Below are 24,019 nucleotides of genomic sequence, written 5' to 3' on the forward strand. Positions count from 1 at the left end.
GAGAAGGGTCATGAGCCAAGGTGTTGAATTCAATCGTCTGATGTTGGACATGCGGGCCATGCAGGCCGACGCCATGTCGCTGCCCAAGGTAGCTGCAGCCCCCGAGCTGGCACCGGGGCAGAGTACCTTTGCCGACATGCTCGGCCAGGCCATCGGCAAGGTGCATGAGACGCAGCAGGCTTCGACCCAGCTGGCCAACGCCTTCGAGATCGGCAAGAGCGGCGTCGACCTGACTGACGTCATGATCGCTTCGCAAAAGGCCAGCGTATCGATGCAGGCCCTGACCCAGGTACGCAACAAGCTGGTCCAGGCGTACCAGGACATCATGCAGATGCCGGTTTGAGGACGGACATAATCCATGGCTGAAGCAGTCGTCGACAACGCCCCCGTGAAAAGCGGTCCGCCAGCGGCCAAGCCGCCGCTGTTCGGCATGGCGTTTCTGGAAAACATCGCGCAGATGCCCATGCTGCGTCAGATCGGCCTGTTGGTCGGCCTGGCCGCCAGCGTGGCGATCGGCTTTGCCGTGGTGCTGTGGTCGCAACAACCGGACTACCGCCCGCTGTACGGCAGCCTGGCGGGCATGGATACCAAGCAGGTCATGGATACTTTGGCCGCGGCCGACATCCCCTACAACGTCGAGCCCAATTCCGGCGCTCTGCTGGTCAAGGCCGACGACCTCTCCCGTGCGCGCCTGAAACTGGCCGCGGCCGGCGTGGCGCCGAGCGATGGCAATATCGGCTTCGAACTGCTCGACAAGGAGCAGGGGCTGGGCACCAGCCAGTTCATGGAGGCCACCCGTTATCGTCGCAGCCTGGAGGGTGAGCTGGCGCGTACCGTGTCCAGCCTGAACAATGTCAAGGGCGCGCGAGTACACCTGGCGATTCCGAAAAGCTCGGTGTTCGTGCGTGACGAGCGCAAGCCCAGCGCCTCGGTGCTGGTCGAGCTGTATCCGGGCCGTGCCCTGGAAGCCGGGCAGGTGATGGCCATCGTCAACCTGGTCGCGACCAGCGTGCCGGAACTGGACAAGTCCCAGGTCACCGTGGTCGACCAGAAAGGCAACCTGCTGTCCGAGCAGATCCAGGACACCGCTCTGACCCAGGCTGGCAAGCAGTTCGACTACAGCCGCCGGGTGGAAAGCATGCTCACCCAGCGCGTGCACAACATCCTGCAGCCGGTGCTGGGCAATGACCGCTACAAGGCCGAAGTGTCTGCCGACCTGGACTTCAGCGCGGTCGAATCCACCTCCGAGCAGTTCAACCCCGACCAGCCGGCATTGCGCAGCGAGCAGTCGGTCGACGAACAACGTGCCAGCAGCCAGGGCCCGCAGGGGGTGCCTGGTGCGCTGAGCAACCAGCCGCCAGGCCCGGCCTCGGCACCGCAGACCACCGGTGGCGCTGCCACGCCGGCGGCGGCTATCCAGCCCGGCCAGCCGCTGGTAGACGCCAATGGCCAGCAGATCATGGACCCGGCCACCGGCCAGCCGATGCTGGCGCCGTACCCGTCGGACAAGCGTCAGCAGAGCACCAAGAACTTCGAGCTGGACCGCTCCATCAGCCATACCCGCCAGCAGCAGGGGCGCATGACCCGCCTGTCGGTGGCCGTGGTCGTCGATGACCAGGTCAAGGTCGACCCGGCCACCGGTGACACCACCCGTGCGCCGTGGGGCGCCGAGGACCTGGCGCGCTTCACCCGCCTGGTGCAGGACGCGGTCGGTTTCGATGCCAGCCGTGGCGACAGCGTGACGGTAATCAACGTGCCGTTCGCTGCCGACCGTGGTGAGGAAATCGCCGATATCGCCTTCTACCAGCAGCCGTGGTTCTGGGACATCGTCAAACAGGTGCTGGGCGTGGTGTTCATCCTGGTGCTGGTGTTCGGTGTACTGCGGCCGGTGTTGAACAATATTACCGGGGGCGGCAAGCAGGCTGCCCAGGATAGCGACATGGAGCTGGGCGGCATGGTGGGGTTGGATGGCGAACTGGCCAGCGACCGCGTCACTCTGGGTGGCCCGACAAGCATTCTGCTGCCTAGTCCGACCGAGGGCTACGAGGCACAGCTCAACGCAATCAAAGGCCTGGTGGCCGAAGACCCGGGCCGTGTGGCCCAGGTCGTGAAAGAGTGGATCAACGCCGATGAGTGATAACCGAGCCGTTACCGCCAAGCTGAGCCGCGTCGACAAAGCGGCGATCCTCCTGCTCTCGCTGGGCGAGACCGATGCAGCCCAGGTGCTGCGCCACATGGGGCCCAAGGAAGTGCAGCGGGTCGGTGTGGCGATGGCGCAGATGGGCAATGTGCACCGCGACCAGGTCGAGCAGGTGATGAGCGAGTTCGTCGAGATCGTCGGCGACCAGACCAGCCTGGGCGTCGGTTCCGACGCGTACATCCGCAAGATGCTCAACCAGGCCCTGGGTGAGGACAAGGCCAATGGCCTGGTCGACCGCATCCTGCTCGGTGGCAACACCAGCGGCCTGGACAGCCTCAAGTGGATGGAGCCGCGTGCCGTGGCCGACGTGATCCGCTACGAGCACCCGCAGATCCAGGCCATCGTGGTGGCCTACCTCGACCCCGACCAGGCTGGCGAAGTGCTGAGCAATTTCGACCACAAGGTGCGCCTGGACATCGTCTTGCGCGTCTCCTCGCTGAACACCGTGCAACCGGCGGCGCTGAAAGAGTTGAACCAGATCCTCGAGAAGCAGTTCTCGGGCAACTCCAATGCGGCGCGCACCACCTTGGGCGGTATCAAGCGTGCGGCCGACATCATGAACTTCCTCGACAGTTCGGTCGAAGGTGCACTGATGGACGCGATCCGCGAAATCGACAGCGACCTGTCGGAGCAGATCGAGGACCTGATGTTCGTCTTCAACAACCTGGCCGACGTCGACGACCGTGGCATCCAGGCGCTGCTGCGCGAAGTGTCGTCGGATGTGCTGGTGGTGTCGCTCAAGGGCGCCGACGAGCGGGTCAAGGACAAGATTTTCAAGAACATGTCCAAACGTGCTTCCGAGCTGCTGCGCGACGACCTGGAGGCCAAGGGACCGGTGCGGGTCAGCGACGTGGAAACGGCGCAGAAGGAAATCCTCACCATCGCCCGACGCATGGCCGAGGCCGGCGAGATCGTGCTCGGCGGCAAGGGCGCCGAGGAAATGATCTGATCCACCAGGCGACGCGCTCCGCTGTCGATCAGGCGCCGCGCCTCCAGCAGGGGGCGTAGGTTGCTGATGGCTATTGAGTACTTGAAAACATGCCCACCAAAGAACGTCACCCCAGCGACCTGATCCGCGCCCACGACCTCGAGGGCGTGGATGTGTGGGCGCTGCCCAGCTTCGACCCGCAGCCGGAGCCCGAACCCGAGCCGGAGCCCGAGGTCATCGAGGAAGAAGTCGAGGAAGTGCCGCTGGAGGAAGTCCAGCCGCTGACCCTGGAAGAACTCGAAGCCATCCGCCAGGAGGCCTACAACGAAGGCTTCGCCACCGGCGAGCGCGAGGGCTTCCACAGCACCCAGCTGAAGGTGCGCCAGGAAGCCGAAGAAGCCCTGAAGGCCAAGCTGGAAAGCCTTGAGCGACTGATGACCAACCTGATGGAGCCGATCGCCGAACAGGATACGCAGATCGAGAAATCGGTGATCCACCTGGTGGCGCACATGACGCGCCAGGTCATCGGTCGCGAACTGCGCGGCGATTCCAGCCACATCACCCAGGTGCTGCGCGAGGCGCTCAAGCTGCTGCCCATGGGCGCGGACAACATCCGGATCCACCTCAACCCCCAGGACTTCGAGCTGGTCAAGGCGCTGCGCGAACGCCATGAGGAGAACTGGCGGTTGCTCGAGGACAGTGCGCTGCTGCCGGGCGGCTGTCGCATCGAGACCGCCCACAGCCGTATCGACGCCACCATGGAAACCCGCATCGAGAAAGCCGTGGCGCAACTGTTCGACCGCTTGCATGACCATTCCCTGCATCCGGCGGCAGCCGATATCGCCGTCGATCTGGCCCGCCCCGATGAAGCTTGAGCGCACCAGCTTCGGCAAACGGCTGGGCGGCTATGCCGAGGCTGTCGACCTGCCGGCCCAGCCGGTGGTGGAAGGCCGCCTGCTGCGCATGGTCGGCCTCACCCTGGAGGCAGAAGGCCTGCGCGCGGCGGTCGGTACCCGCTGCCTGGTGATCAACGACGACAGCTACCACCCGGTGCAGGTCGAGGCCGAAGTCATGGGCTTTGCCGGGACCAAAGTGTTCCTGATGCCGGTTGGCAGCATCGTCGGCATCGCCCCGGGCGCCCGGGTGGTACCGCTGGATGACAGTGGCCGTCTGCCGATGGGCATGAGCATGCTTGGCCGGGTACTCGACGGTGCCGGCCGGCCGCTGGATGGCAAGGGCGGGATGAAGGCCGAGGACTGGGTGCCGATGGACGGGCCGGTGATCAACCCGCTCAACCGCGACCCGATCAGCAAGCCGCTGGACGTAGGTATTCGCAGCATCAACGGGTTGCTGACGGTGGGCCGTGGCCAGCGCCTGGGCCTGTTCGCGGGTACCGGCGTGGGTAAATCGGTGCTGCTGGGCATGATGACCCGCTTCACCGAAGCCGAGATCATCGTCGTCGGCCTGATCGGTGAGCGTGGCCGCGAGGTGAAGGAATTCATCGAGCATATCCTAGGTGAAGAAGGCCTCAAGCGCTCGGTGGTGGTCGCTTCGCCCGCCGACGATGCGCCATTGATGCGCCTGCGCGCCGCCATGTACTGCACGCGCATTGCCGAGTACTTCCGCGACAAGGGCAAGAACGTGCTGTTGCTGATGGACTCGCTGACCCGTTTCGCCCAGGCCCAGCGGGAAATCGCCTTGGCCATCGGCGAGCCGCCGGCCACCCGCGGTTACCCGCCGTCGGTATTCGCCAAGCTGCCCAAGCTGGTGGAGCGGGCGGGTAACGGCGAGCCGGGCGGGGGGTCGATCACTGCGTTCTACACCGTGCTGTCCGAGGGTGACGACCAGCAGGATCCGATCGCCGACTCCGCGCGCGGTGTGCTCGACGGCCACTTCGTGCTGTCGCGCCGGCTGGCCGAGGAGGGCCATTATCCCGCCATCGACATCGAGGCCTCGATCAGCCGCGTCATGCCTCAGGTGGTCGATGCCGACCATCTGCGCCAGGCGCAGAAGCTCAAGCAGTTGTGGTCACGCCTCTCGCAAAGCCGCGACCTGATCAGCGTGGGCGCCTACGTGGCCGGCGGCGATCCGGAAACCGACCTGGCTATCGCCTTGCAATCGCAGATGGTCGAGTTCCTGCGCCAGGGCCTGCACGAGAACGTGGGCATGGCGCAAAGCCGCGAACAGTTGGGCGCGATCTTCACGCCCCCGGCGAGCTGATAGGCCATGGCCCTGCCCGGACGTGCCGCGCGCCTGGCGCCGGTGGTGGACATGGCCGAGGAGGCCGAGCGCAAGGCGGCCCAGCGCCTCGGGCATTTTCAGCAGCAGGTGGCGACGGCCCAGGCCAAGCTGGCTGAACTCGAACGGTTCCGCGAGGATTACCAGCTGCAGTGGATCAACCGTGGCGGGCAGGGGGTCAATGGCAGCTGGCTGGTCAACTACCAGCGTTTCCTCGGGCAACTGGAAACGGCCATGACCCAGCAGCGGCAAAGCCTGGTCTGGCACCAGAACAACCTCAACAACGCGCGTGGCACCTGGCAGCAGGCCTATGCCCGGGTGGAGGGCTTGCGCAAGCTGGTGCAGCGCTACCAGGAAGAAGCCCGGCGTGCGGAAGACAAGCGCGAACAGCGCCTGCTCGATGAGCTGTCCCAGCGCCTGCCACGGCAGCCCCCGCTTTAACGGTCCTTTGGCGGCGGGTTTATCCGCGAAGTGGCCGGCACAGGCAACCTGTATCCACAAGCCGCATCGCTTGCAGCCCCCGCCGTTGCCTGCTAAACCTTTAAGCAGCCGTATCCGCCATCATCGAAGGAATCGCTAGCATGGCAGTCGAGACTGATTTTTCGCAGGACGGGAAAAAACTGACGATCAAGATCAAGGGTCGCTTCGATTTCGGCAAGCACCAGGAGTTTCGTGACGCCTACGAGCGTCAGCCCAGCCGCCCCGATTCGGTGGTGGTCGACCTGAAGGATACTACGTACCTCGACAGTTCCGCGCTCGGCATGCTGCTGTTGCTGCGCGACCATGCCGGTGGTGACGATTCGGACGTGCGTGTAGTGCATGCCAGCTCCGATGTTCGCAAGATCCTCGCCATCTCCAATTTCGAAAAACTTTTCGATATCAGTTGAGCGCCGACATGCCGGCCGAGCAGGCGTTGACCGTGCTGGTCGCCGAGGACGGTGCCGCCGACCGCCTGCTGCTGGCGCAGATCGTCCGGCGTCAGGGGCATCAGGTGGTCACGGCGGAAAACGGCGAGCAGGCGGTGGCAGTGTTCATCGAGCGGCGCCCGCAACTGGTGCTGCTGGATGCGTTGATGCCGGTGATGGATGGCTTCGAGGCGGCGCGGCAGATCAAGGCGCTGGCCGGCGAGGCGCTGGTGCCGATCATTTTCCTGACTTCGCTGAACGAGGAAGAGGGCCTGGTGCGCTGCCTGGAGGCCGGTGGCGATGACTTCATGGCCAAACCTTACAGCGCAGTGATACTCGGCGCCAAGATTCGCGCCATGGACCGCTTGCGCCGCCTGCAGGCCACCGTGCTGGAGCAGCGCGACCAGATTGCCCGGCATCATGATCATCTGCTGAACGAACAGCGGGTGGCCAAGGCGGTGTTCGACAAGGTGGCCCACTCCGGGTGCCTGGCCGCACCCAACATCCGCTATCTGCAGTCACCTTACGCGCTGTTCAATGGCGACCTGATGCTGGCCGCCTTCACGCCGTCCGGCGACATGCGTGTGCTGCTCGGTGATTTCACCGGCCACGGCCTGCCGGCGGCGGTAGGGGCGATGCCGCTGGCCGAAGTGTTCTATGGCATGACCGCCAAGGGCTACGGTATCGCGCAGATCCTGCGCGAGATGAATGCCAAGCTCAAGCGCATCCTGCCAGTGGACATGTTCTGTTGCGCGCTGTTGCTCGACCTCAATGCGCAGCGCGGTTCGGTGGAAGTCTGGAACGGCGGCATGCCTGATGGCTATCGCCTGTCGGTAGAGGGGCAGGTGCTGTCGGTATTGAGTTCGCAACACCTGCCACTGGGCATTCTAGCTGCCGAGCGTTTCGATGACAGTACCGAAGTGCTGCCGCTGGCGCCGGGCGAGCGCTTGCTGCTGCTGTCGGACGGGGTGATCGATACCGCTGACGACCAGGAGCGCCTGTTCGGTGTTCGGCGCCTGCGCAAGGTGCTGGCCGACAACCGTGACCCGGCGCAGTTGTTCGATGAAGTGATGCAGGCCCTGGAGCGCTTCGGTGGGCGCCCGCGCGATGACATCAGCCTGTGCGACATTCGTATGCTCAGCGCCGAGGAGCGGGTGCCGGTGCCGGTTATCTACTCGGACAGCGGTCGCTCCAGCCCGCTGCACTGGTCGCTGCGGTTCGAAGTGCGTGGCGAGAGTCTGGAGCGCTTCAACCCGGTACCTTACCTGGTGCAGTTGTTGCAGGAAATTCACGGCCTGCGCGCGCGTACCGGCAACCTTCACAGTGTGCTCAGCGAGCTGTATTCCAACGCCCTGGAGCATGGTGTACTGGGCCTGGACTCGCAGCTCAAGCGCGATGTGCAGGGCTTTGCCGCCTATTACCAGGAACGCGCCCGGCGCCTGATGCAGCTGACCGACGGTTACGTGCGCATCGACTTCAAGGTTGAACCGTACGGCGACGGCGGGCGTCTCATGATCGAGGTCCGCGACAGTGGCGCCGGCTTCGATGTGCAGCAGGTGCTGGCGCGGCCTGCAACGGAGCAGGGGCTGAGCGGACGCGGCCTGAACCTGGTCCGGCGGCTGGCCAGCAGCGCGCGCTGGAGCGAAGGCGGGCGTTGCGCGCAGGTGGAGTTCGTCTGGTGAGCCACGGGCTGGCTCGGGCATAATCTGGCTTGATCAAGGGAGTGAACAAGTGACTGACATGCATATTGACCATAAGGTACTCAGCGACCTGCGTGAAGTCATGGAAGATGGCTACCTGCAACTGGTGCAGACATTTCTCGAAGACTCCGAACGGCGCCTGGGCCAGCTGCACGCGGCCAGAAGTGCCGAGGAACTCGGTTCGGCCGCGCACAGCTTCAAGGGCAGCAGCAGCAACATGGGCGCGGTTGCGTTGGCCAGCCTGTGCCAGCAGCTGGAGGAGCGCGCGCGACGGCCGCCGCTGTATGGCATCGAAGACCTGATCTCCCGTATAGATCGGGAGTTCTTCGAGGTACAGCGTTTCTACCGGGGCGAGCAGCAACGTATTTCGGCGGGTTGATGGGTAACTTGGCGCGACTCTTGCTTTCCACTGCCTGGATGTCTTTTTTGTTCCCGGCGCGGAGACCGCTCGATGCCTGTCGCACCCAACCCGTTGTTGCAAGCCAACGCCATTGCCAACCCCGCGCGGTCGGCCCCCGCACTGGCCGACAAACCGCTGCAGGCGCCAGCGGACAAAGGCGCCGGCTTCGACCAGGTGATGGCCAGGCAGGGGCAGGACAAGCCGGTCGGGCAGAACGACAAGGTCGCCCAGGGCAGGCCCAAGGACAAACCTGAGCCGGCGCAGGGTGGCAAGACCGAGCCTGCTGACAAGTCCGCTGTTGCCGATGACGGCAAACCATTGCCAGCCGACACCCAGGCCGATACCGACATGCGCGATGCCAGCCTGGTCGCTGGCCAGGTCACCGACGCCCAGCCTGGCGCACAACTGATCCAGGCCCAGGCCGAGGCCGTGGCACCGGTGCTGCAGGCCGCCACGGCGCAGGTTCCGGCCGCGCTGCCCGAGGCGCCGGCAGATGAGGAAACCTTCGACTCTGACGCCGACCCGTTGGCCAACCTGCCAACCTTGCGCCTGGCGCTGGAGCACAGTGCCCAGGCCAAGGGAGCAACCTCGGCCCATGCCCTTGACCCGGCGCAAGCCCAGGCGGAAGAAGGGTCTGTGGCCGTCAATAGCTTGGCGGGCCTGGTGGAAAATGCCGATGGTGCAGCAGCCGACGGTGGGGAGCCTGGCGACAAGGCCTTCGGCGCCTTGCTCGAAGATGGCCTGAAGGACACCAAGAGCGCCAGCAGCGACACCCGCGTCGACGATTTCGCCAACCGTCTGGCCAACCTGACCCAGGCGGCCACGGCCAAGACCGCCAATGCCATGCCGGTCAATGCCAGCCCGTTGCACCAGCCGCTGCCCATGAACCAGAACGCCTGGGCCGAGGGCCTGGTCAACCGGGTCATGTACCTGTCCAGCCAGAACCTCAAGTCGGCGGATATCCAGCTGGAGCCGGCAGAGCTTGGTCGGCTGGACATTCGCGTCAATGTTGCGACGGACCAGTCGACCCAGATCACCTTCATCAGTGGCCACGCCGGTGTGCGTGATGCCCTTGACAGCCAGGTACACCGCCTGCGTGAACTGTTCACCCAGCAGGGCCTGGCCCAGCCGGACGTCAACGTGGCCGATCAGTCGCGTGGGCAGCAGCAACAGCAGGCGCAGGCCCAGGGCAGCCAATTGTCCGGGGTGGCGGCGCGGCAGGCGGAGCAGGGCGGTACCGAGACCGCCGACAGCAGCCGACCTGTGGAGCAGCAGCTGGTCATCGGTGACAGTGCGGTCGATTACTACGCCTGATGCCAGGGCGTATGCCTTGGGTTGTGCGGCGCTCGATTCGCAGGCGCAAGGTCCATCAAGCCCAAAGCTGGCATAACACTTGCTCAAGCCAAGCCATCCTCCCTTGAACCCCCGATGGACGACGGATTATTGGCATGGCGAAAAGCGAAGCAGTCAAAGACCCCGCCACTAAAGGCAAACTCAAGCTGATCCTGCTGGCGGTCGTCGGCCTGTTGCTGGCGATTGGCCTATCGGTCGGCGCCACCTGGTTCATCATGCACAAGAGCGAGCCGGCCCCGGCCGCCGAGGCAACGGCCGGCAACGTCAAGCCTGCGGCGCTCTACGAGCCGCTGGCCCCGGCTTTCGTGGTCAACTTCAACCAGAACGGTCGCCAGCGCTACATGCAGGTGAGCATTACCCTGCAGGCGCGCAACCAGGCCGACCTTGACGCCCTCAAGGTGCACATGCCGGTCATCCGCAACAACCTGGTGATGATGTTCTCCGGGCAAGGCTTCGACACCCTGGCTGGCAGCCCGGTCGGGCAGGAGATGCTGCGCCAGAAGGCCACCGCGGTGGTCCAGGAAGTGGCGCAGAAGGAAGTCGGCAAGCCGGTCATCGACCAGTTGCTGTTCACCAATTTCGTATTGCAGTAGGAGTCCGCAATGGCCGTACAGGACCTGCTGTCCCAGGATGAAATCGATGCCTTGTTGCATGGCGTCGACGACGGTCTGGTGCAGACCGAGAGTGCCACCGAGCCTGGCAGCATCAAGAGCTATGACCTGACCAGTCAGGACCGTATCGTGCGGGGTCGCATGCCGACCCTGGAAATGATCAACGAGCGCTTCGCCCGTTACACCCGGATCAGCATGTTCAACCTGCTGCGTCGCTCCGCCGACGTGGCGGTAGGCGGCGTGCAAGTGATGAAGTTCGGCGAATACGTGCATTCGCTGTACGTCCCGACCAGCCTCAACCTGGTCAAGATCAAGCCACTGCGCGGCACCTCGCTGTTCATCCTCGATGCCAAGCTGGTATTCAAGCTGGTGGACAATTTCTTTGGCGGCGACGGCCGTCACGCCAAGATCGAAGGCCGCGAGTTCACCCCCACCGAGCTACGCGTGGTGCGCATGGTGCTGGACCAGTGCTTCGTTGACCTGCGGGAAGCCTGGCAGGCGATCATGCCGGTCACTTTCGAGTACATGAACTCGGAGGTCAACCCGGCCATGGCCAACATCGTCGGCCCCAGCGAGGCGGTAGTGGTGTCGACCTTCCACATCGAGCTGGACGGCGGTGGCGGCGACCTGCACGTGACCATGCCGTACTCGATGATCGAGCCGGTGCGGGAAATGCTCGATGCCGGCTTCCAGTCCGACCTGGACGACCAGGACGAGCGCTGGGTCAAGGCCTTGCGCGAGGACGTGCTGGACGTGGCCGTGCCGGTGAGTGCCACGGTCGCCCGGCGCCAGTTGAAGCTGCGCGACATCCTGCACATGCAGCCAGGCGACGTGATTCCGGTGGAGCTGCCCGAACACCTGGTGCTGCGCGCCAACGGCGTGCCTTCGTTCAAGGCGCGCCTGGGTTCGCACAAGGGCAACCTGGCGCTGCAGATCATCGATCCGATCGAACGCCGCTGACGGCGTGCCGGTCGCTCATAACGTATTGAATGCCTGTCGAGGAAATCATGGCTAACGAAAACGAGATCACCTCCCCAGAGGACCAGGCGCTGGCCGATGAATGGGCTGCGGCACTGGAGGAAACCGGTGCAGCCGGGCAGGCCGACATCGATGCACTGCTGGGTGGCGACACCGGTAGCAGCGTTGGCGGCCCGGGCCGCTTGCCGATGGAAGAGTTCGCCAGCTCGCCGAAGCCAAGCGAGAACGTCAGCCTGGAAGGCCCGAACCTGGACGTGATCCTGGACATCCCGGTGAACATTTCCATGGAAGTGGGCAGCACCGAGATCAATATCCGCAACCTGCTGCAGCTCAACCAGGGTTCGGTCATCGAGCTGGACCGCCTGGCCGGTGAGCCGCTCGATGTGCTGGTCAACGGCACGCTGATCGCCCATGGCGAAGTGGTGGTGGTCAACGAGAAGTTCGGCATCCGCCTGACCGACGTGATCAGCCCCAGCGAACGTATCAAGAAGCTGCGCTGAGTGAAGGGCACGATGCGCGCCTGCCTGGCATTCGCCGCGCTGCTTGCCAGCCAGGCCTGTTTGGCCGCGGCCACGCCGACGTCAACGCCTGCGGCTGCGCCTGGCAGCCTGGGCGGGCAACTGGCGCAGATGGTCTTCGGCCTGCTGCTGGTGGTCGGCCTGATTTTCTTCCTGGCCTGGCTGTTGCGACGCATGCAGGGAACTGCCGTGAAGGGCGGGCAGGTGATCGAGATCGTCGGCAGCCGGGCCATCGGCCCGCGTGACCGCCTGCTGCTGGTGCAGGTGGGCAAGGCGCAGATCCTGATCGGCCATACCCCTGGCAGCATCGAGGCCCTGCATGTGCTGGCCGAGCCCGTGGAAGTACCGGAAAACGCCCGTCAGGCGACGCCGGAGTTCGCCCAGCGGCTGATGGAGCTGATGGGCAAGGACCCTAAGGACAAGAAGTGATGAGCGGCGCGCTGCGTTTGTTGTTGATTCTGGCGCTGCTGCTGGCGGCGCCGCTGGCCCTGGCCGCCGACCCGCTGTCGATCCCGGCCATCACCCTGTCCAATACCGCGGACGGGCAGCAGGAGTATTCGGTCAGCCTGCAGATCCTGCTGATCATGACGGCGCTCAGCTTCATTCCCGCGTTCGTCATCCTCATGACCAGCTTCACCCGCATCATCATTGTGTTCTCGATCCTGCGCCAGGCCCTGGGCCTGCAGCAGACGCCGTCGAACCAGCTGCTCACCGGCATGGCGCTGTTCCTCACCATGTTCATCATGGCGCCGGTGTTCGACCGGGTGAACCAGGACGCGCTGCAGCCGTACCTGAAGGAACAGATGACCGCCCAGCAGGCCATCGACAAGGCCCAGGGGCCGCTCAAGGACTTCATGCTGGCGCAAACCCGGCAAAGCGACCTCGACCTGTTCATGCGCCTGTCCAAGCGCACCGACATCGCCGGCCCGGACCAGGTCCCGTTGACGATCCTGGTGCCGGCGTTCGTCACCTCCGAGCTGAAGACCGCGTTCCAGATCGGTTTCATGATCTTCATCCCGTTCCTGATCATCGACATGGTGGTGGCCAGTGTGCTGATGGCCATGGGCATGATGATGCTGTCGCCGCTGATCATTTCATTGCCGTTCAAGATCATGCTGTTCGTGCTGGTCGATGGCTGGGCGCTGATCATGGGCACCCTGGCCAGCAGTTTCGGCGGCGTCTGACGCCGTCAAGGAGAGCCGCCGATGACCCCGGAAGTAGCTGTCGACTTGTTCCGCGATGCCTTGTGGCTGACCACACTGATGGTGGCCGTGCTGGTGGTACCGAGCCTGCTGGTGGGCCTGGTGGTGGCGATGTTCCAGGCCGCCACGCAGATCAACGAACAGACCCTGAGCTTTCTGCCGCGCCTGCTGGTGATGCTGGTCACGCTGATCATTGCCGGGCCGTGGCTGGTGCAGAAGTTCATGGAGTACATCACCGGCCTGTACACCAACATCCCGCACCTGATCGGTTGAGGCGGCGATGCTGGAATTGACCGACACGCAGATTGGCACCTGGGTCGCCACCTTCATCCTGCCCTTGTTCAGGGTGACTGCGGTGCTGATGACCATGCCCATTCTCGGTACCCGCATGTTGCCGGCGCGGGTGCGCCTGTATGTGGCGGTGGCGATTACCGTGGTGATCGTTCCGGCGCTGCCGCCGCTGCCCGAGTTCGACCCGTTGAGCCTGCGTGGCCTGCTGTTGTGCGCCGAGCAGATCATCGTCGGGACGCTGTTCGGCTTCGCCCTGCAGCTGCTGTTCCAGGCGTTCGTGATCGCCGGCCAGGTGGTAGCGGTACAGATGGGCATGGCCTTCGCGTCGATGGTCGACCCGGCCAACGGCGTCAACGTCGCGGTCATCAGCCAGTTCATGACCATGCTGGTGAGCGTGCTGTTCCTGTTGATGAACGGCCACCTGGTGGTGTTCGAAGTGCTCACCGAAAGCTTCACCACCTTGCCGGTGGGCAGCGCGCTGGCAGTCAACCAGTTCTGGGAAATGGCCGGGCGCCTGGGGTGGGTGTTCGGCGCCGGGCTGCTGTTGGTCCTGCCGGTGATCGCGGCGTTGCTGGTGGTGAACATCGCCTTTGGCGTGATGACCCGTGCGGCGCCGCAATTGAACATCTTCTCCATCGGTTTCCCGCTGACCCTGGTGCTTGGCATGGGCATTTTCTGGATCGGCCTGGCCGATATCCTGTCCCACTACCAGGCATTGGCCAGCGAAGCGCTGCAATGGCTGCGTGAATTGGCAAGGGCGCGCTGAACATGGCGGAAAGCGAAAGCGGTCAGGACAAGACAGAAGACCCCACCGACAAGCGCAAGCGCGATGCCCGCGAGAAAGGCGAAGTAGCGCGCTCCAAGGAGCTGAACACAGTGGCGGTGACCCTGGCTGGCGCCGGTGGCCTGCTGGCATTTGGTGGCTACATGGCGGAAACGCTGCTGGCGATCATGCGCATGAACTTCAGCCTGAGCCGCGACGCCATCGTCGACGAGCGGGCCATGACCGCCCTGCTGCTGGCCTCGGGCAAGATGGCGCTGTGGGCGACGCAGCCGGTGCTGATCCTGCTGTTCGTGGTCTCGTTCGTAGCGCCTATTGCCCTGAGCGGCTTCCTGTTTTCCGGCAGCCTGCTGCAGCCAAAGTTCAGTCGCATGAACCCGCTGGCGGGGATCAAGCGGATGTTCTCGATGAATGCCTTGACCGAGCTGATCAAGGCGCTGGCCAAGTTCTTCGTCATCCTGGTGATTGCAATAGTGGTGTTGATGAATGATCGCCAGGCTCTGCTGGCGATTGCCAATGAGCCGCTGGAGCAGGCGATCATCCACAGCCTGCAGGTGGTGGGCTGGAGTGCGTTGTGGATGGCGGCCGGGCTGCTGCTGATTGCCGCGGCGGACGTGCCGTACCAGCTGTGGCAGGCGTACAACAAGCTGAAGATGACCAAGCAGGAAGTCAAGGACGAGTACAAGGACAGCGAAGGCAAGCCCGAGGTCAAGCAGCGGATCCGCCAGTTGCAGCGCGAAGTTTCGCAGCGGCGGATGATGGCAGCGGTGCCACAGGCCGACGTGATCATCACCAACCCCACGCACTATGCGGTGGCCTTGCAGTATGACCCGGAGAAGGGCGGGGCGGCGCCCTTGCTGCTGGCCAAGGGCACCGATTTCATTGCCTTGAAGATTCGCGAAATTGGCGTGGAGCACAAGATCCAGATTCTTGAGTCGCCGGCTTTGGCGCGGGCGATCTACTACTCCACCGAGCTGGAGCAGGAAATTCCTGCCGGCTTGTACCTGGCGGTGGCGCAGGTCTTGGCCTATGTGTTCCAGATTCGCCAGTACCGGGCTGGCAAGGGCAAGCGGCCTGAGCCGTTGAAGGAGGATCTGCCGATTCCGCCGGACCTGCGGCGTGACAGCTGACAGATGCCCGTCTTGAAGCATTAGCGCCTGAAGCCGGGCAAAGTTGGAAGGCTTCTTGCAAAGCCACGCCCAGGCGCCCCCGGGGCGTCAAAGTTTTGCATCAAGAGGACTCGTGGTGGATCGCACTCAGTTAATCAGCAACGCCCGTCACAACCTGGCCGGCCTCGGTCGGGGCAACCTGGGTGTACCGCTGTTGTTGCTGGTCATGTTGGCAATGATGATGTTGCCGATACCACCGTTCCTGCTCGACGTATTCTTCACCTTCAACATCGCCTTGTCGATCGTGGTGCTGCTGGTGTGCGTATACGCCCTGCGCCCACTCGATTTCGCTGCGTTCCCCACCATCCTGCTGGTGGCCACGCTGTTGCGCCTGGCCTTGAACGTGGCCTCCACCCGCGTGGTAATGCTGCATGGCCAGGAAGGCCACGGCGCTGCCGGCAAGGTGATCCAGGCATTCGGCGAGGTGGTTATTGGCGGTAACTACGTGGTCGGTGCCGTGGTGTTCGCCATTCTCATGATCATCAACTTCGTGGTGGTGACCAAGGGCGCTGGGCGAATCTCGGAAGTGAGCGCGCGGTTCACCCTGGATGCCATGCCCGGCAAGCAGATGGCGATCGACGCCGACCTCAACGCCGGCCTGATCGACCAGGCCCAGGCCAAGCACCGCCGTGCCGAAGTGGCGCAGGAAGCCGAGTTCTACGGTTCGATGGACGGCGCCAGCAAGTTCGTCCGCGGTGATGCCATCGCCGGGCTGTTGATTCTGTTCATCAACCTGATCGGCGGCATGCTGATCGGCATGCTGCAGCACGGCATGAGCTTCGGTGATGCTGGCAAGGTGTATGCCTTGCTGACAATCGGTGACGGTTTGGTGGCGCAGCTGCCTTCGCTGCTGTTGTCCACCGCCGCCGCGATCATGGTCACCCGCGCCTCGGGTTCCGAGGACATGGGCAAGCTGATCAACCGGCAGATGTTCGATTCGCCCAAGGCGCTGGCAGTGTCCGGCGCGCTGATGATCGTCATGGGCCTGGTGCCGGGCATGCCGCATATCGCCTTCCTCAGCCTTGGCCTGCTGGCCGGCGGTGGCGCCTACCTGGTGTGGAAGAAGCAGCAGAAGGCCAAGCTCGAAGCGCAACAAGAGGCGCAGCGCCAGCAGGACCTGCTGCCTTCGCCGCAGCGCGCGCTGGAGACCAAGGAGCTGGGCTGGGACGACGTCACGCCCATCGACATGATCGGCCTGGAGGTCGGCTACCGGCTGATCCCGCTGGTCGACCGCAACCAGGGTGGCCAGTTGCTGGCGCGGATCAAGGGGGTGCGCAAGAAGCTCTCGCAAGACCTCGGCTTCCTCATGCCGACCGTGCACATCCGTGACAACCTCGACCTGCAACCCAGCGCCTATCGCCTGACCCTCATGGGGGTGATCCTGGCCGAGGCCGAGATCTACCCGGACCGCGAACTGGCCATCAACCCGGGGCAGGTGTTCGGCACCCTCAACGGGATCGCCGCGCGCGACCCGGCGTTTGGCCTGGAAGCGGTATGGATCGACGTCGGCCAGCGCGCCCAGGCGCAGTCGCTGGGCTACACCGTGGTCGATGCCAGTACCGTGGTGGCCACCCACCTCAACCAGATCCTGCAGAAGCATTGCCACGAACTGATCGGCCACGAAGAGGTCCAGCAATTGCTGCAAGTGCTGGCCAAGGCATCGCCTAAACTTGCAGAAGAGCTGGTGCCGGGTGTCATTTCCTTGTCGGGCTTGCTCAAGGTGCTGCAAGCGCTGTTGTCGGAACAGGTGCCGGTGCGTGATATTCGCAGTATTGCCGAGGCGATCGCGAACAACGCCAGCAAGAGTCAAGATACCGCCGCGCTGGTGGCGGCAGTGCGCGTCGGATTGTGTCGCGCCATCGTGCAAAGCATTGTCGGCATTGAGTCGGAGCTGCCAGTGATTACCCTGGAGCCAAGGTTGGAACAGATCTTGCTCAATAGTCTGCAAAGGGCCGGGCAAGGTCAGGAAGACGGTGTTCTTCTGGAGCCGAGCATGGCCGAGAAACTGCAGCGTTCGTTGATCGAAGCGGCGCAGCGCCAGGAGATGCAGGGCCAGCCGGCCATCCTCCTGGTGGCCGGCCCGATCCGTGCCATGCTGTCGCGTTTCGGTCGCCTGGCCGTACCGAATTTGCATGTGTTGGCGTATCAGGAAATACCGGACAACAAGCAAGTCACCATCGTTGCCACCGTGGGCCCTAACGGCTGAGGTAGTGGATAATGCAAGTTAAGCGATTTTTCGCCGCCGATATGCGTCAGGCCATGAAGCTGGTCCGCGATGAGCTGGGCGCTGACGCCGCCATCATTGGCAACCGCCGCATCGCCGGAGGTGTCGAGCTGACGGCTGCGCTGGACTACAAGCTGTCCGCCCTGGCCCCGCGGGTGCCCAATGCCGAGCTGGAAGAAGAGCTGCGCAAGACCCATACGCGCATCGCCACTGCCCGCGCCGAGCTCGACCCGCGCCCGGACAGCAGCGACAACAACCGCCAATTGTTCGCCGGGCAGTCGCTGACTGCTGCCGAACCGTTGATCGAACCGCACGTCGACGCCCCCGAGCCTGCTGCTGCAGCCCCGGCTGCGGCGCCGGTCGATGCGCGCCTGGTCGATGCCATGCGCTCCGAGCTGTCCGGCCTGCGCGAGCTGCTGGAAGTGCAGCTCGGCTCGTTGGCCTGGAACCAGCTGCAAGGTAGCAAGCCACAGCAGGCCACCCTCTGGCGGCGCCTGCAGCGCATCGGCCTGTCCGGCCCGATCGCCCGCGAACTGCTGGACCTGACCGCTGGCATCGATGAGCCACGCCAGGCCTGGCGCATGCTGCTGGCGCACCTGGCGCGCATGATCGAAATCCCCGAGATCGAGCCGATCGAGGAGGGCGGGGTGATCGCCATGGTCGGCCCTGCCGGGATGGGCAAGACCACCACCCTGGCCAAGCTGGCCGCCCGTTACGTGCTCAAGTACGGCGCGCAGAACCTGGCGTTGGTGAGCATGGACAGCTTCCGCATCGGTGCCCAGGAGCAGCTCAAGACGCTGGGTCGCATCCTCAACGTGCCGGTGACTTACGTTGACCCGGGCCAGTCGCTGGCAGCAGCGCTGGAGCCGCTGCTGCGCAAGCGCGTGGTGCTGATCGATACCGCCGGCCTGCAGGCCAGCGACCCGGCCCTGCGCATGCAACTGGAAACCCTGGCCGGGCGCGGCATCGCCGCGAAGAACTACCTGGTCCTGGCCACCACCAGCCAGAAGCAGGTGCTGACCGCCGCCTACCACAGCTACAAGCGCTGTGGCCTGGCCGGCTGCATCCTGACCAAACTCGATGAAACGGCAAGCCTTGGTGACGTCTTGAGCCTTGCCATCAGTCATGAACTGCCAGTGGCCTACCTGACCGATGGGCCGCGCATTCCTGACGACCTGCACCTGCCGCGTGGGCACCAGTTGGTCACTCGCGCGGTCAATGTGCAGCAGCAGGACGAGCCCAGCGAAGAGGCCATGGCCGAAATGTTCGCTGATCTCTATCACAACCCACGACGAGCGGGTTGATGATGAAGCGTGTGCAAGGTAGCTATGCCAAGGGGTACGCAGAATTGCCCCACGTGTGGCCTGGGTCCCAGCGAGACAAGGTAAATAACAGACATGGGTAGCATGCATCCCGTACAGGTGATCGCCGTGACCGGTGGCAAAGGTGGCGTCGGCAAGACTAACGTTTCAGTGAACCTGTCCCTGGCGCTGGCCGAGCTTGGCCGCAGGGTCATGCTGCTTGACGCCGACCTGGGCCTGGCCAACGTCGACGTGCTGCTTGGCCTCACCCCCAAGCGGACCCTGGCCGATGTCATCGAAGGGCGCTGCGAGCTGCGTGACGTGATGCTGCAGGGCCCTGGCGGCGTGCGCATCGTGCCGGCGGCCTCGGGCACGCAGAGCATGGTGCACCTGGCGCCGGCCCAGCATGCCGGGCTGATCCAGGCGTTCAGCGAAATTGGCGACAACCTCGACGTGCTGGTCATCGACACCGCTGCCGGTATCGGTGACTCGGTAGTCAGCTTCGTCCGCGCCGCCCAGGAAGTGCTGCTGGTGGTCTGCGACGAACCCACATCCATCACCGATGCCTACGCCCTGATCAAGCTGCTCAACCGCGACTACGGCATGAACCGCTTCCGGGTGCTGGCAAACATGGCGCAGAGCCCGCAGGAAGGGCGCAACCTGTTCGCCAAGCTGACCAAGGTCACCGACCGCTTCCTCGATGTCGCCCTGCAGTACGTGGGCGCCGTGCCGTATGACGAATGCGTGCGCAAGGCCGTGCAGAAGCAGCGCGCCGTCTACGAGGCCTTCCCGCGCTCCAAGTGTGCCCTGGCATTCAAGGCGATTGCGCAGAAGGTTGACAGCTGGCCGCTGCCGGCCAACCCGCGTGGTCACCTGGAATTCTTTGTCGAGCGCCTGGTGCAGCCCACCAGCGCGGGACCTGTGTTATGAATGCGAGTGGTTTCAAGATGTACAGCCGAGCATCGAAAGACGCCCAGTACGAGCTGATCGAGCGCTATGCCCCGCTGGTCAAGCGTATCGCCTACCACCTGTTGGCGCGCTTGCCGGCCAACGTGCAGGTCGAGGACCTGATCCAGGCCGGCATGATCGGCCTGCTGGAAGTGGCCAACAAGTACGACGCCAGCAAGGGTGCCAGCTTCGAGACCTACGCCGGCATCCGTATTCGCGGGGCCATGCTCGACGAGGTGCGCAAGGGTGACTGGGCACCGCGTTCGGTGCACCGCAACACGCGCATGGTCAGTGACGCGATGCGTGCCGTGGAGGCCAGAACCGGGCGTGACGCTAAAGATCATGAAGTTGCTGCCGAACTCCAGTTGAGTCTCGATGATTACTACGGGATCTTGAACGACACCTTGGGCAGCCGCCTGTTCAGCTTTGACGACCTGTTGCAGGACGGCGAGCACGAAGGGCTGCATGAAGATGGCGCCAGCGGCCATGTCGAGCCTGCACGTGGCCTGGAGGACGAGCGCTTCCAGGCTGCCCTGACCGAGGCCATTGCCAACCTGCCGGAGCGTGAGCGCCTGGTGCTGGCGCTGTACTACGACGAAGAGCTGAACCTCAAGGAGATCGGTGAGGTGCTTGGGGTCAGCGAGTCGCGGGTCAGCCAGTTGCACAGCCAGTGTGCCGCGCGCCTGCGCAGCCGCCTTGGGGAATGGCGGGCGCGTTGAACCCGGTGTCGTTGCAGTCGTTTTCCACGTGCGTTTTCCATGTTGCACCGATTTGATTGAATGCGCGCTCGCAGCCGGGCGTGTTTGAGACTGCTTGGAGGTCTACTTGAACAAAGACATGAAAATCCTCATCGTTGACGACTTTTCGACGATGCGGCGGATCATCAAGAACCTGTTGCGTGATCTGGGCTTCACCAACACCGAAGAAGCCGATGACGGCACCACGGCGCTGCCGATGCTGGAAAACGGCCATTACGACTTCCTGGTGACCGACTGGAACATGCCCGGCATGTCCGGCATCGACCTGCTGCGTAAAGTCCGTGCCAGCGACAAACTGAAAGCCATGCCGGTACTGATGGTGACCGCCGAGGCCAAGCGCGACCAGATCATTGAAGCGGCCCAGGCCGGCGTCAATGGCTATGTGGTCAAGCCGTTCACCGCCCAGGTGCTCAAAGAGAAGATCGAGAAGATCTTCGAACGCGTCAACGGCTGAGTCACGTCAGGGGGGCGCCATGGATTCATCACAAACGTCTTTGGGCGAGTTCGAATCGACCCTGAAGAAGCATGCCCAGGAATTGGTCGCGAGCCTCGAGCACGGCCGTTTCGGCGAGGCGGTACAGCTGATCCACGAACTGAACCAGACCCGCGACCGTGGCCTGTACCAGGAAGTCGGCAAGCTTACCCGCGAGTTGCACAGCGCCATCGTCAGTTTCCAGATCGACCCCACCATGCCGCAGGCCGAGGAGGTGTCGCAGATAACCGACGCCACCGAGCGCCTGTCCTACGTGGTCAGGCTTACCGAAGGCGCGGCCAACCGCACCATGGACCTGGTCGAGGAAAGCACGCCTGTGCTCAACGACCTGGCCAGCGAGGCCACAGCCCTGAGTAGTGACTGGCAACGCTTCATGCGTCGCGAGGTCGCTGCGCCGGAGTTCCGTGACCTGGTGAAACGCGTTGACAGTTTTTTGACGCACAGCGCGGAAGGTAACCGCAAGGTCGCCGGCCACCTCAACGACATTCTGCTGGCCCAGGACTATCAGGACCTGACCGGCCAGGTGATCAAGCGTGTCACCGCGCTGGTGACCGAGGTGGAAAGCAACCTGCTGAAACTGGTGCTGATGGCCAGCCAGGTCGACCGCTTTGCCGGCATCCAGCATGACCACGATCAACTGCGCGCAGAAAAAGATCGAGAAAAACATCCGACTCGGGGTGAAGGTCCGCAGATTCATGCCGATAAGCGTGAAGACGTCGTGTCCGGTCAGGACGATGTCGATGATCTGCTGTCCAGCCTGGGTTTTTAAGGAGCACCTTTGATGAGCTTCGGCGCCGATGAAGAAATCCTCCAGGATTTCCTGGTAGAAGCCGGCGAAATTCTTGAGCAACTGTCCGAGCAACTGGTCGAGCTGGAAAGCCGACCCGACGATGCCGACCTGCTCAATGCGATCTTTCGCGGTTTCCACACTGTAAAAGGGGGCGCCGGCTTCCTCCAGCTGAACGAGCTGGTGGAGTGCTGCCATATCGCCGAGAACGTCTTCGACATCCTGCGCAAGGGTGAGCGCCGGGTCGATGCGGAACTGATGGACGTGGTGCTCGAGGCACTGGATACGGTCAACAGCATGTTTGGCCAGGTGCGCGAGCGCAGCGAAGTGACCCCGGCCACCCCCGAGTTGCTGGCGGCTTTGTCGCGTCTGGCCGAGCCGGGCGCTGCGCAAGAAGCCCAAGCGCCTGCTGCGGCGACGCCGGAGCCGGTGGTCGAGGCTGCCGCCGCGGAGCAGGACATCACCGACAGCGAGTTCGAGCAGTTGCTCGATTCGCTCGATGCGGTCAAGGCCCAGGCAGCGGCCGACGAGCAGCTGCACGGCGAGACCGTCAGCGCTGAAGGTGACGAAATCACCGATGCCGAGTTCGAATCGTTGCTCGACCAGTTGCACGGCAAAGGCCAGTTCAGTGCCGAACTTGCCGCGCCAGCGGTCGCCAGCGCGCCGGAAGCGGCCAGCGACGAAATTACCGACGCCGAATTCGAATCGCTGCTCGACCAGCTGCATGGCAAGGGCACGTTCCAGGCCGACGCCTTGCCGGCGGCCAAGGCCCCTGCGCCTGCCGCTGCCGAGCCCGCTGCCGGTAGCGACGAAATCAGCGAGCACGAGTTCGAGGCGCTGCTGGACCAGTTGCACGGCAAGGGCAAGTTCAGCGGCGAGGTGGCCGCTGCCGAAGCCCCTGCCGCAGCCAAGGTGCAGGCGCCGGTTGCGCCCAAGGCTGACAGCCAGCCGGTGGCCAAGCCTGCTGCAGCTGCCGCACCTGCGCCCGCCAGCAAGCCTGCCGCGGCGCCACGCGCTGCGGCCCCGGCTGCCGACAAGCACGCTGCCAGCGAAGCGGAAACCACTGTGCGGGTCGACACCGCGCGCCTGGACGAGATCATGAACATGGTCGGCGAACTGGTGCTGGTGCGTAACCGCCTGGTGCGCCTGGGCCTGAACAGCGGCGACGAGGCCATGTCCAAGGCCGTGTCCAACCTCGACGTGGTCACCGCCGACCTGCAGACCGCGGTGATGAAAACCCGCATGCAGCCGATCAAGAAAGTCTTCGGCCGCTTCCCGCGCCTGGTGCGTGACCTGGCCCGGCAGCTGAAGAAAGAGATCAACCTGGAGCTGGTCGGGGAGGATACCGACCTCGACAAGAACCTGGTCGAAGCCCTGGCCGACCCGCTGGTGCACTTGGTGCGCAACGCGGTCGACCATGGCGTGGAAATGCCTGAGGAGCGCGAGGCCGCTGGCAAGCCGCGTACTGGCCGGGTGGTGCTGTCGGCCGAACAGGAAGGCGACCACATCCTGTTGTCGATTTCCGACGACGGCAAGGGCATGGACCCCAACATCCTGCGTGCCAAGGCCGTGGAGAAGGGCCTGATGGACAAGGACGCCGCCGAGCGCCTGAGCGAGTCGGACTGCTACAACCTGATCTTCGCCCCGGGCTTCTCGACCAAGACGGAGATTTCCGATGTGTCCGGCCGTGGTGTCGGCATGGACGTGGTGAAGACCAAGATCTCCCAGCTCAACGGCTCGATCAACATCTTCTCGGCCAAGGGCCAGGGTTCGAAGATCGTCATCAAGGTGCCGCTGACCCTGGCGATCATGCCCACCCTCATGGTGATGCTGGGCAACCAGGCGTTCGCCTTCCCGCTGGTCAATGTCAACGAGATCTTCCATCTCGACCTGTCGCGCACCAATGTGGTCGACGGCCAGGAAGTGGTGATCGTGCGCGACAAGGCATTGCCGCTGTTCTACCTCAAGCGCTGGCTGGTCCAGGGCCAGGTGCACGAAGAGCAGCACGAAGGCCATGTGGTGATCCTCTCGGTCGGCACCCAGCGCATCGGCTTTGTCGTCGATCAACTGGTTGGCCAGGAAGAAGTGGTAATCAAGCCGCTGGGCAAGATGCTGCAGGGCACCCCGGGCATGTCCGGGGCCACCATCACCGGCGACGGTCGCATCGCGTTGATTCTCGACGTCCCGAGCATGCTCAAGCGTTACGCCGCACGGCGTATTTGATTTCGGTGGCG

25 protein-coding genes are annotated in these 24,019 nt (G+C 64.0%); all 25 read left to right on the forward strand.

What is annotated here, in order from left to right; all coding sequences use genetic code 11:
* The first annotated feature begins 10 nt into the window (after nucleotides 1-10).
* The gene (gene fliE / locus ACVWZT_RS16370; RefSeq protein ID WP_013973606.1) at nucleotides 11-343 is read left to right on the forward strand and encodes a flagellar hook-basal body complex protein FliE; all 333 of its coding nucleotides are present in this window, start codon (nucleotides 11-13) and stop codon (nucleotides 341-343) included.
* A gap of 15 nt (nucleotides 344-358) precedes the next feature.
* Entirely contained in the window at nucleotides 359-2,137 is a 1,779-nt protein-coding gene (fliF, locus tag ACVWZT_RS16375; RefSeq protein WP_296231568.1) for a flagellar basal-body MS-ring/collar protein FliF, read from the forward strand.
* Entirely contained in the window at nucleotides 2,130-3,149 is a 1,020-nt protein-coding gene (gene fliG / locus ACVWZT_RS16380) for a flagellar motor switch protein FliG (protein WP_013973604.1), read from the forward strand. Before fliF ends, fliG begins: the two co-directional genes overlap by 8 nt.
* A gap of 89 nt (nucleotides 3,150-3,238) precedes the next feature.
* The gene (gene fliH, locus ACVWZT_RS16385; RefSeq protein ID WP_457470294.1) at nucleotides 3,239-4,003 is read left to right on the forward strand and encodes a flagellar assembly protein FliH; all 765 of its coding nucleotides are present in this window, start codon (nucleotides 3,239-3,241) and stop codon (nucleotides 4,001-4,003) included.
* Nucleotides 3,993-5,348: a flagellar protein export ATPase FliI gene (fliI, locus tag ACVWZT_RS16390; protein WP_296231563.1), complete on the forward strand. Its 1,356-nt coding sequence runs from the start codon at nucleotides 3,993-3,995 to the stop codon at nucleotides 5,346-5,348. The genes fliH and fliI overlap by 11 nt, the downstream gene beginning before the upstream one ends.
* Nucleotides 5,349-5,354: 6 nt before the next feature.
* Nucleotides 5,355-5,807 carry a flagellar export protein FliJ gene (fliJ, locus tag ACVWZT_RS16395; protein ID WP_457470296.1) on the forward strand — a complete coding sequence of 151 codons (453 nt, stop codon included), beginning with the start codon at nucleotides 5,355-5,357 and terminating at the stop codon, nucleotides 5,805-5,807.
* Between the two features lie 140 nt (nucleotides 5,808-5,947).
* The gene (locus ACVWZT_RS16400; RefSeq protein ID WP_457470297.1) at nucleotides 5,948-6,253 is read left to right on the forward strand and encodes an STAS domain-containing protein; all 306 of its coding nucleotides are present in this window, start codon (nucleotides 5,948-5,950) and stop codon (nucleotides 6,251-6,253) included.
* 8 nt (nucleotides 6,254-6,261) lie between these two features.
* A complete protein-coding gene (locus ACVWZT_RS16405; RefSeq protein WP_457470299.1) occupies nucleotides 6,262-7,953 on the forward strand; it encodes a SpoIIE family protein phosphatase in 1,692 nt (563 codons plus the stop codon).
* Nucleotides 7,954-8,002: 49 nt separating this feature from the next.
* Entirely contained in the window at nucleotides 8,003-8,350 is a 348-nt protein-coding gene (locus ACVWZT_RS16410) for an Hpt domain-containing protein (RefSeq protein ID WP_296231558.1), read from the forward strand.
* A gap of 72 nt (nucleotides 8,351-8,422) precedes the next feature.
* Nucleotides 8,423-9,685 carry a flagellar hook-length control protein FliK gene (locus ACVWZT_RS16415; protein ID WP_457470301.1) on the forward strand — a complete coding sequence of 421 codons (1,263 nt, stop codon included), beginning with the start codon at nucleotides 8,423-8,425 and terminating at the stop codon, nucleotides 9,683-9,685.
* A 134-nt stretch (nucleotides 9,686-9,819) separates the two neighbouring features.
* The gene (gene fliL / locus ACVWZT_RS16420) at nucleotides 9,820-10,317 is read left to right on the forward strand and encodes a flagellar basal body-associated protein FliL (RefSeq protein ID WP_296231554.1); all 498 of its coding nucleotides are present in this window, start codon (nucleotides 9,820-9,822) and stop codon (nucleotides 10,315-10,317) included.
* 9 nt (nucleotides 10,318-10,326) lie between these two features.
* Nucleotides 10,327-11,295 (forward strand): flagellar motor switch protein FliM, encoded by a 969-nt coding sequence (gene fliM / locus ACVWZT_RS16425; RefSeq protein ID WP_186679733.1) that lies wholly within the window; start codon nucleotides 10,327-10,329, stop codon nucleotides 11,293-11,295.
* Nucleotides 11,296-11,342: 47 nt separating this feature from the next.
* Entirely contained in the window at nucleotides 11,343-11,813 is a 471-nt protein-coding gene (fliN, locus tag ACVWZT_RS16430; RefSeq protein ID WP_457470303.1) for a flagellar motor switch protein FliN, read from the forward strand.
* A gap of 12 nt (nucleotides 11,814-11,825) precedes the next feature.
* Entirely contained in the window at nucleotides 11,826-12,260 is a 435-nt protein-coding gene (gene fliO / locus ACVWZT_RS16435; RefSeq protein WP_457472085.1) for a flagellar biosynthetic protein FliO, read from the forward strand.
* Nucleotides 12,260-13,015 (forward strand): flagellar type III secretion system pore protein FliP, encoded by a 756-nt coding sequence (fliP, locus tag ACVWZT_RS16440; protein ID WP_170031094.1) that lies wholly within the window; start codon nucleotides 12,260-12,262, stop codon nucleotides 13,013-13,015. The genes fliO and fliP overlap by 1 nt, the downstream gene beginning before the upstream one ends.
* Before the next feature lie 21 nt (nucleotides 13,016-13,036).
* Nucleotides 13,037-13,306, forward strand: a complete 270-nt coding sequence (gene fliQ, locus ACVWZT_RS16445) for a flagellar biosynthesis protein FliQ (protein ID WP_289130925.1) — start codon at nucleotides 13,037-13,039, stop codon at nucleotides 13,304-13,306.
* A gap of 7 nt (nucleotides 13,307-13,313) precedes the next feature.
* Nucleotides 13,314-14,090, forward strand: a complete 777-nt coding sequence (fliR, locus tag ACVWZT_RS16450; RefSeq protein WP_296231542.1) for a flagellar biosynthetic protein FliR — start codon at nucleotides 13,314-13,316, stop codon at nucleotides 14,088-14,090.
* Between the two features lie 2 nt (nucleotides 14,091-14,092).
* Nucleotides 14,093-15,235: a flagellar biosynthesis protein FlhB gene (gene flhB / locus ACVWZT_RS16455; protein WP_296231540.1), complete on the forward strand. Its 1,143-nt coding sequence runs from the start codon at nucleotides 14,093-14,095 to the stop codon at nucleotides 15,233-15,235.
* Between the two features lie 115 nt (nucleotides 15,236-15,350).
* A complete protein-coding gene (flhA, locus tag ACVWZT_RS16460) occupies nucleotides 15,351-17,480 on the forward strand; it encodes a flagellar biosynthesis protein FlhA (RefSeq protein ID WP_296231642.1) in 2,130 nt (709 codons plus the stop codon).
* Between the two features lie 11 nt (nucleotides 17,481-17,491).
* Nucleotides 17,492-18,802: a flagellar biosynthesis protein FlhF gene (flhF, locus tag ACVWZT_RS16465; protein ID WP_296231539.1), complete on the forward strand. Its 1,311-nt coding sequence runs from the start codon at nucleotides 17,492-17,494 to the stop codon at nucleotides 18,800-18,802.
* An 84-nt stretch (nucleotides 18,803-18,886) separates the two neighbouring features.
* Entirely contained in the window at nucleotides 18,887-19,729 is an 843-nt protein-coding gene (gene fleN / locus ACVWZT_RS16470; RefSeq protein ID WP_170034241.1) for a flagellar synthesis regulator FleN, read from the forward strand.
* The gene (gene fliA / locus ACVWZT_RS16475) at nucleotides 19,726-20,466 is read left to right on the forward strand and encodes an RNA polymerase sigma factor FliA (protein ID WP_225778667.1); all 741 of its coding nucleotides are present in this window, start codon (nucleotides 19,726-19,728) and stop codon (nucleotides 20,464-20,466) included. Before fleN ends, fliA begins: the two co-directional genes overlap by 4 nt.
* 118 nt (nucleotides 20,467-20,584) lie before the next feature.
* Nucleotides 20,585-20,959 carry a chemotaxis response regulator CheY gene (locus tag ACVWZT_RS16480; RefSeq protein WP_225778666.1) on the forward strand — a complete coding sequence of 125 codons (375 nt, stop codon included), beginning with the start codon at nucleotides 20,585-20,587 and terminating at the stop codon, nucleotides 20,957-20,959.
* A gap of 19 nt (nucleotides 20,960-20,978) precedes the next feature.
* Entirely contained in the window at nucleotides 20,979-21,767 is a 789-nt protein-coding gene (locus ACVWZT_RS16485) for a protein phosphatase CheZ (RefSeq protein WP_296231536.1), read from the forward strand.
* A gap of 12 nt (nucleotides 21,768-21,779) precedes the next feature.
* Nucleotides 21,780-24,008, forward strand: coding sequence for a chemotaxis protein CheA (locus ACVWZT_RS16490; protein WP_457470307.1), 2,229 nt, complete (start codon nucleotides 21,780-21,782; stop codon nucleotides 24,006-24,008).
* The last annotated feature ends 11 nt before the right edge of the window (nucleotides 24,009-24,019 follow it).

It is taken from the genome of Pseudomonas sp. TE21394, from assembly GCF_054057835.1.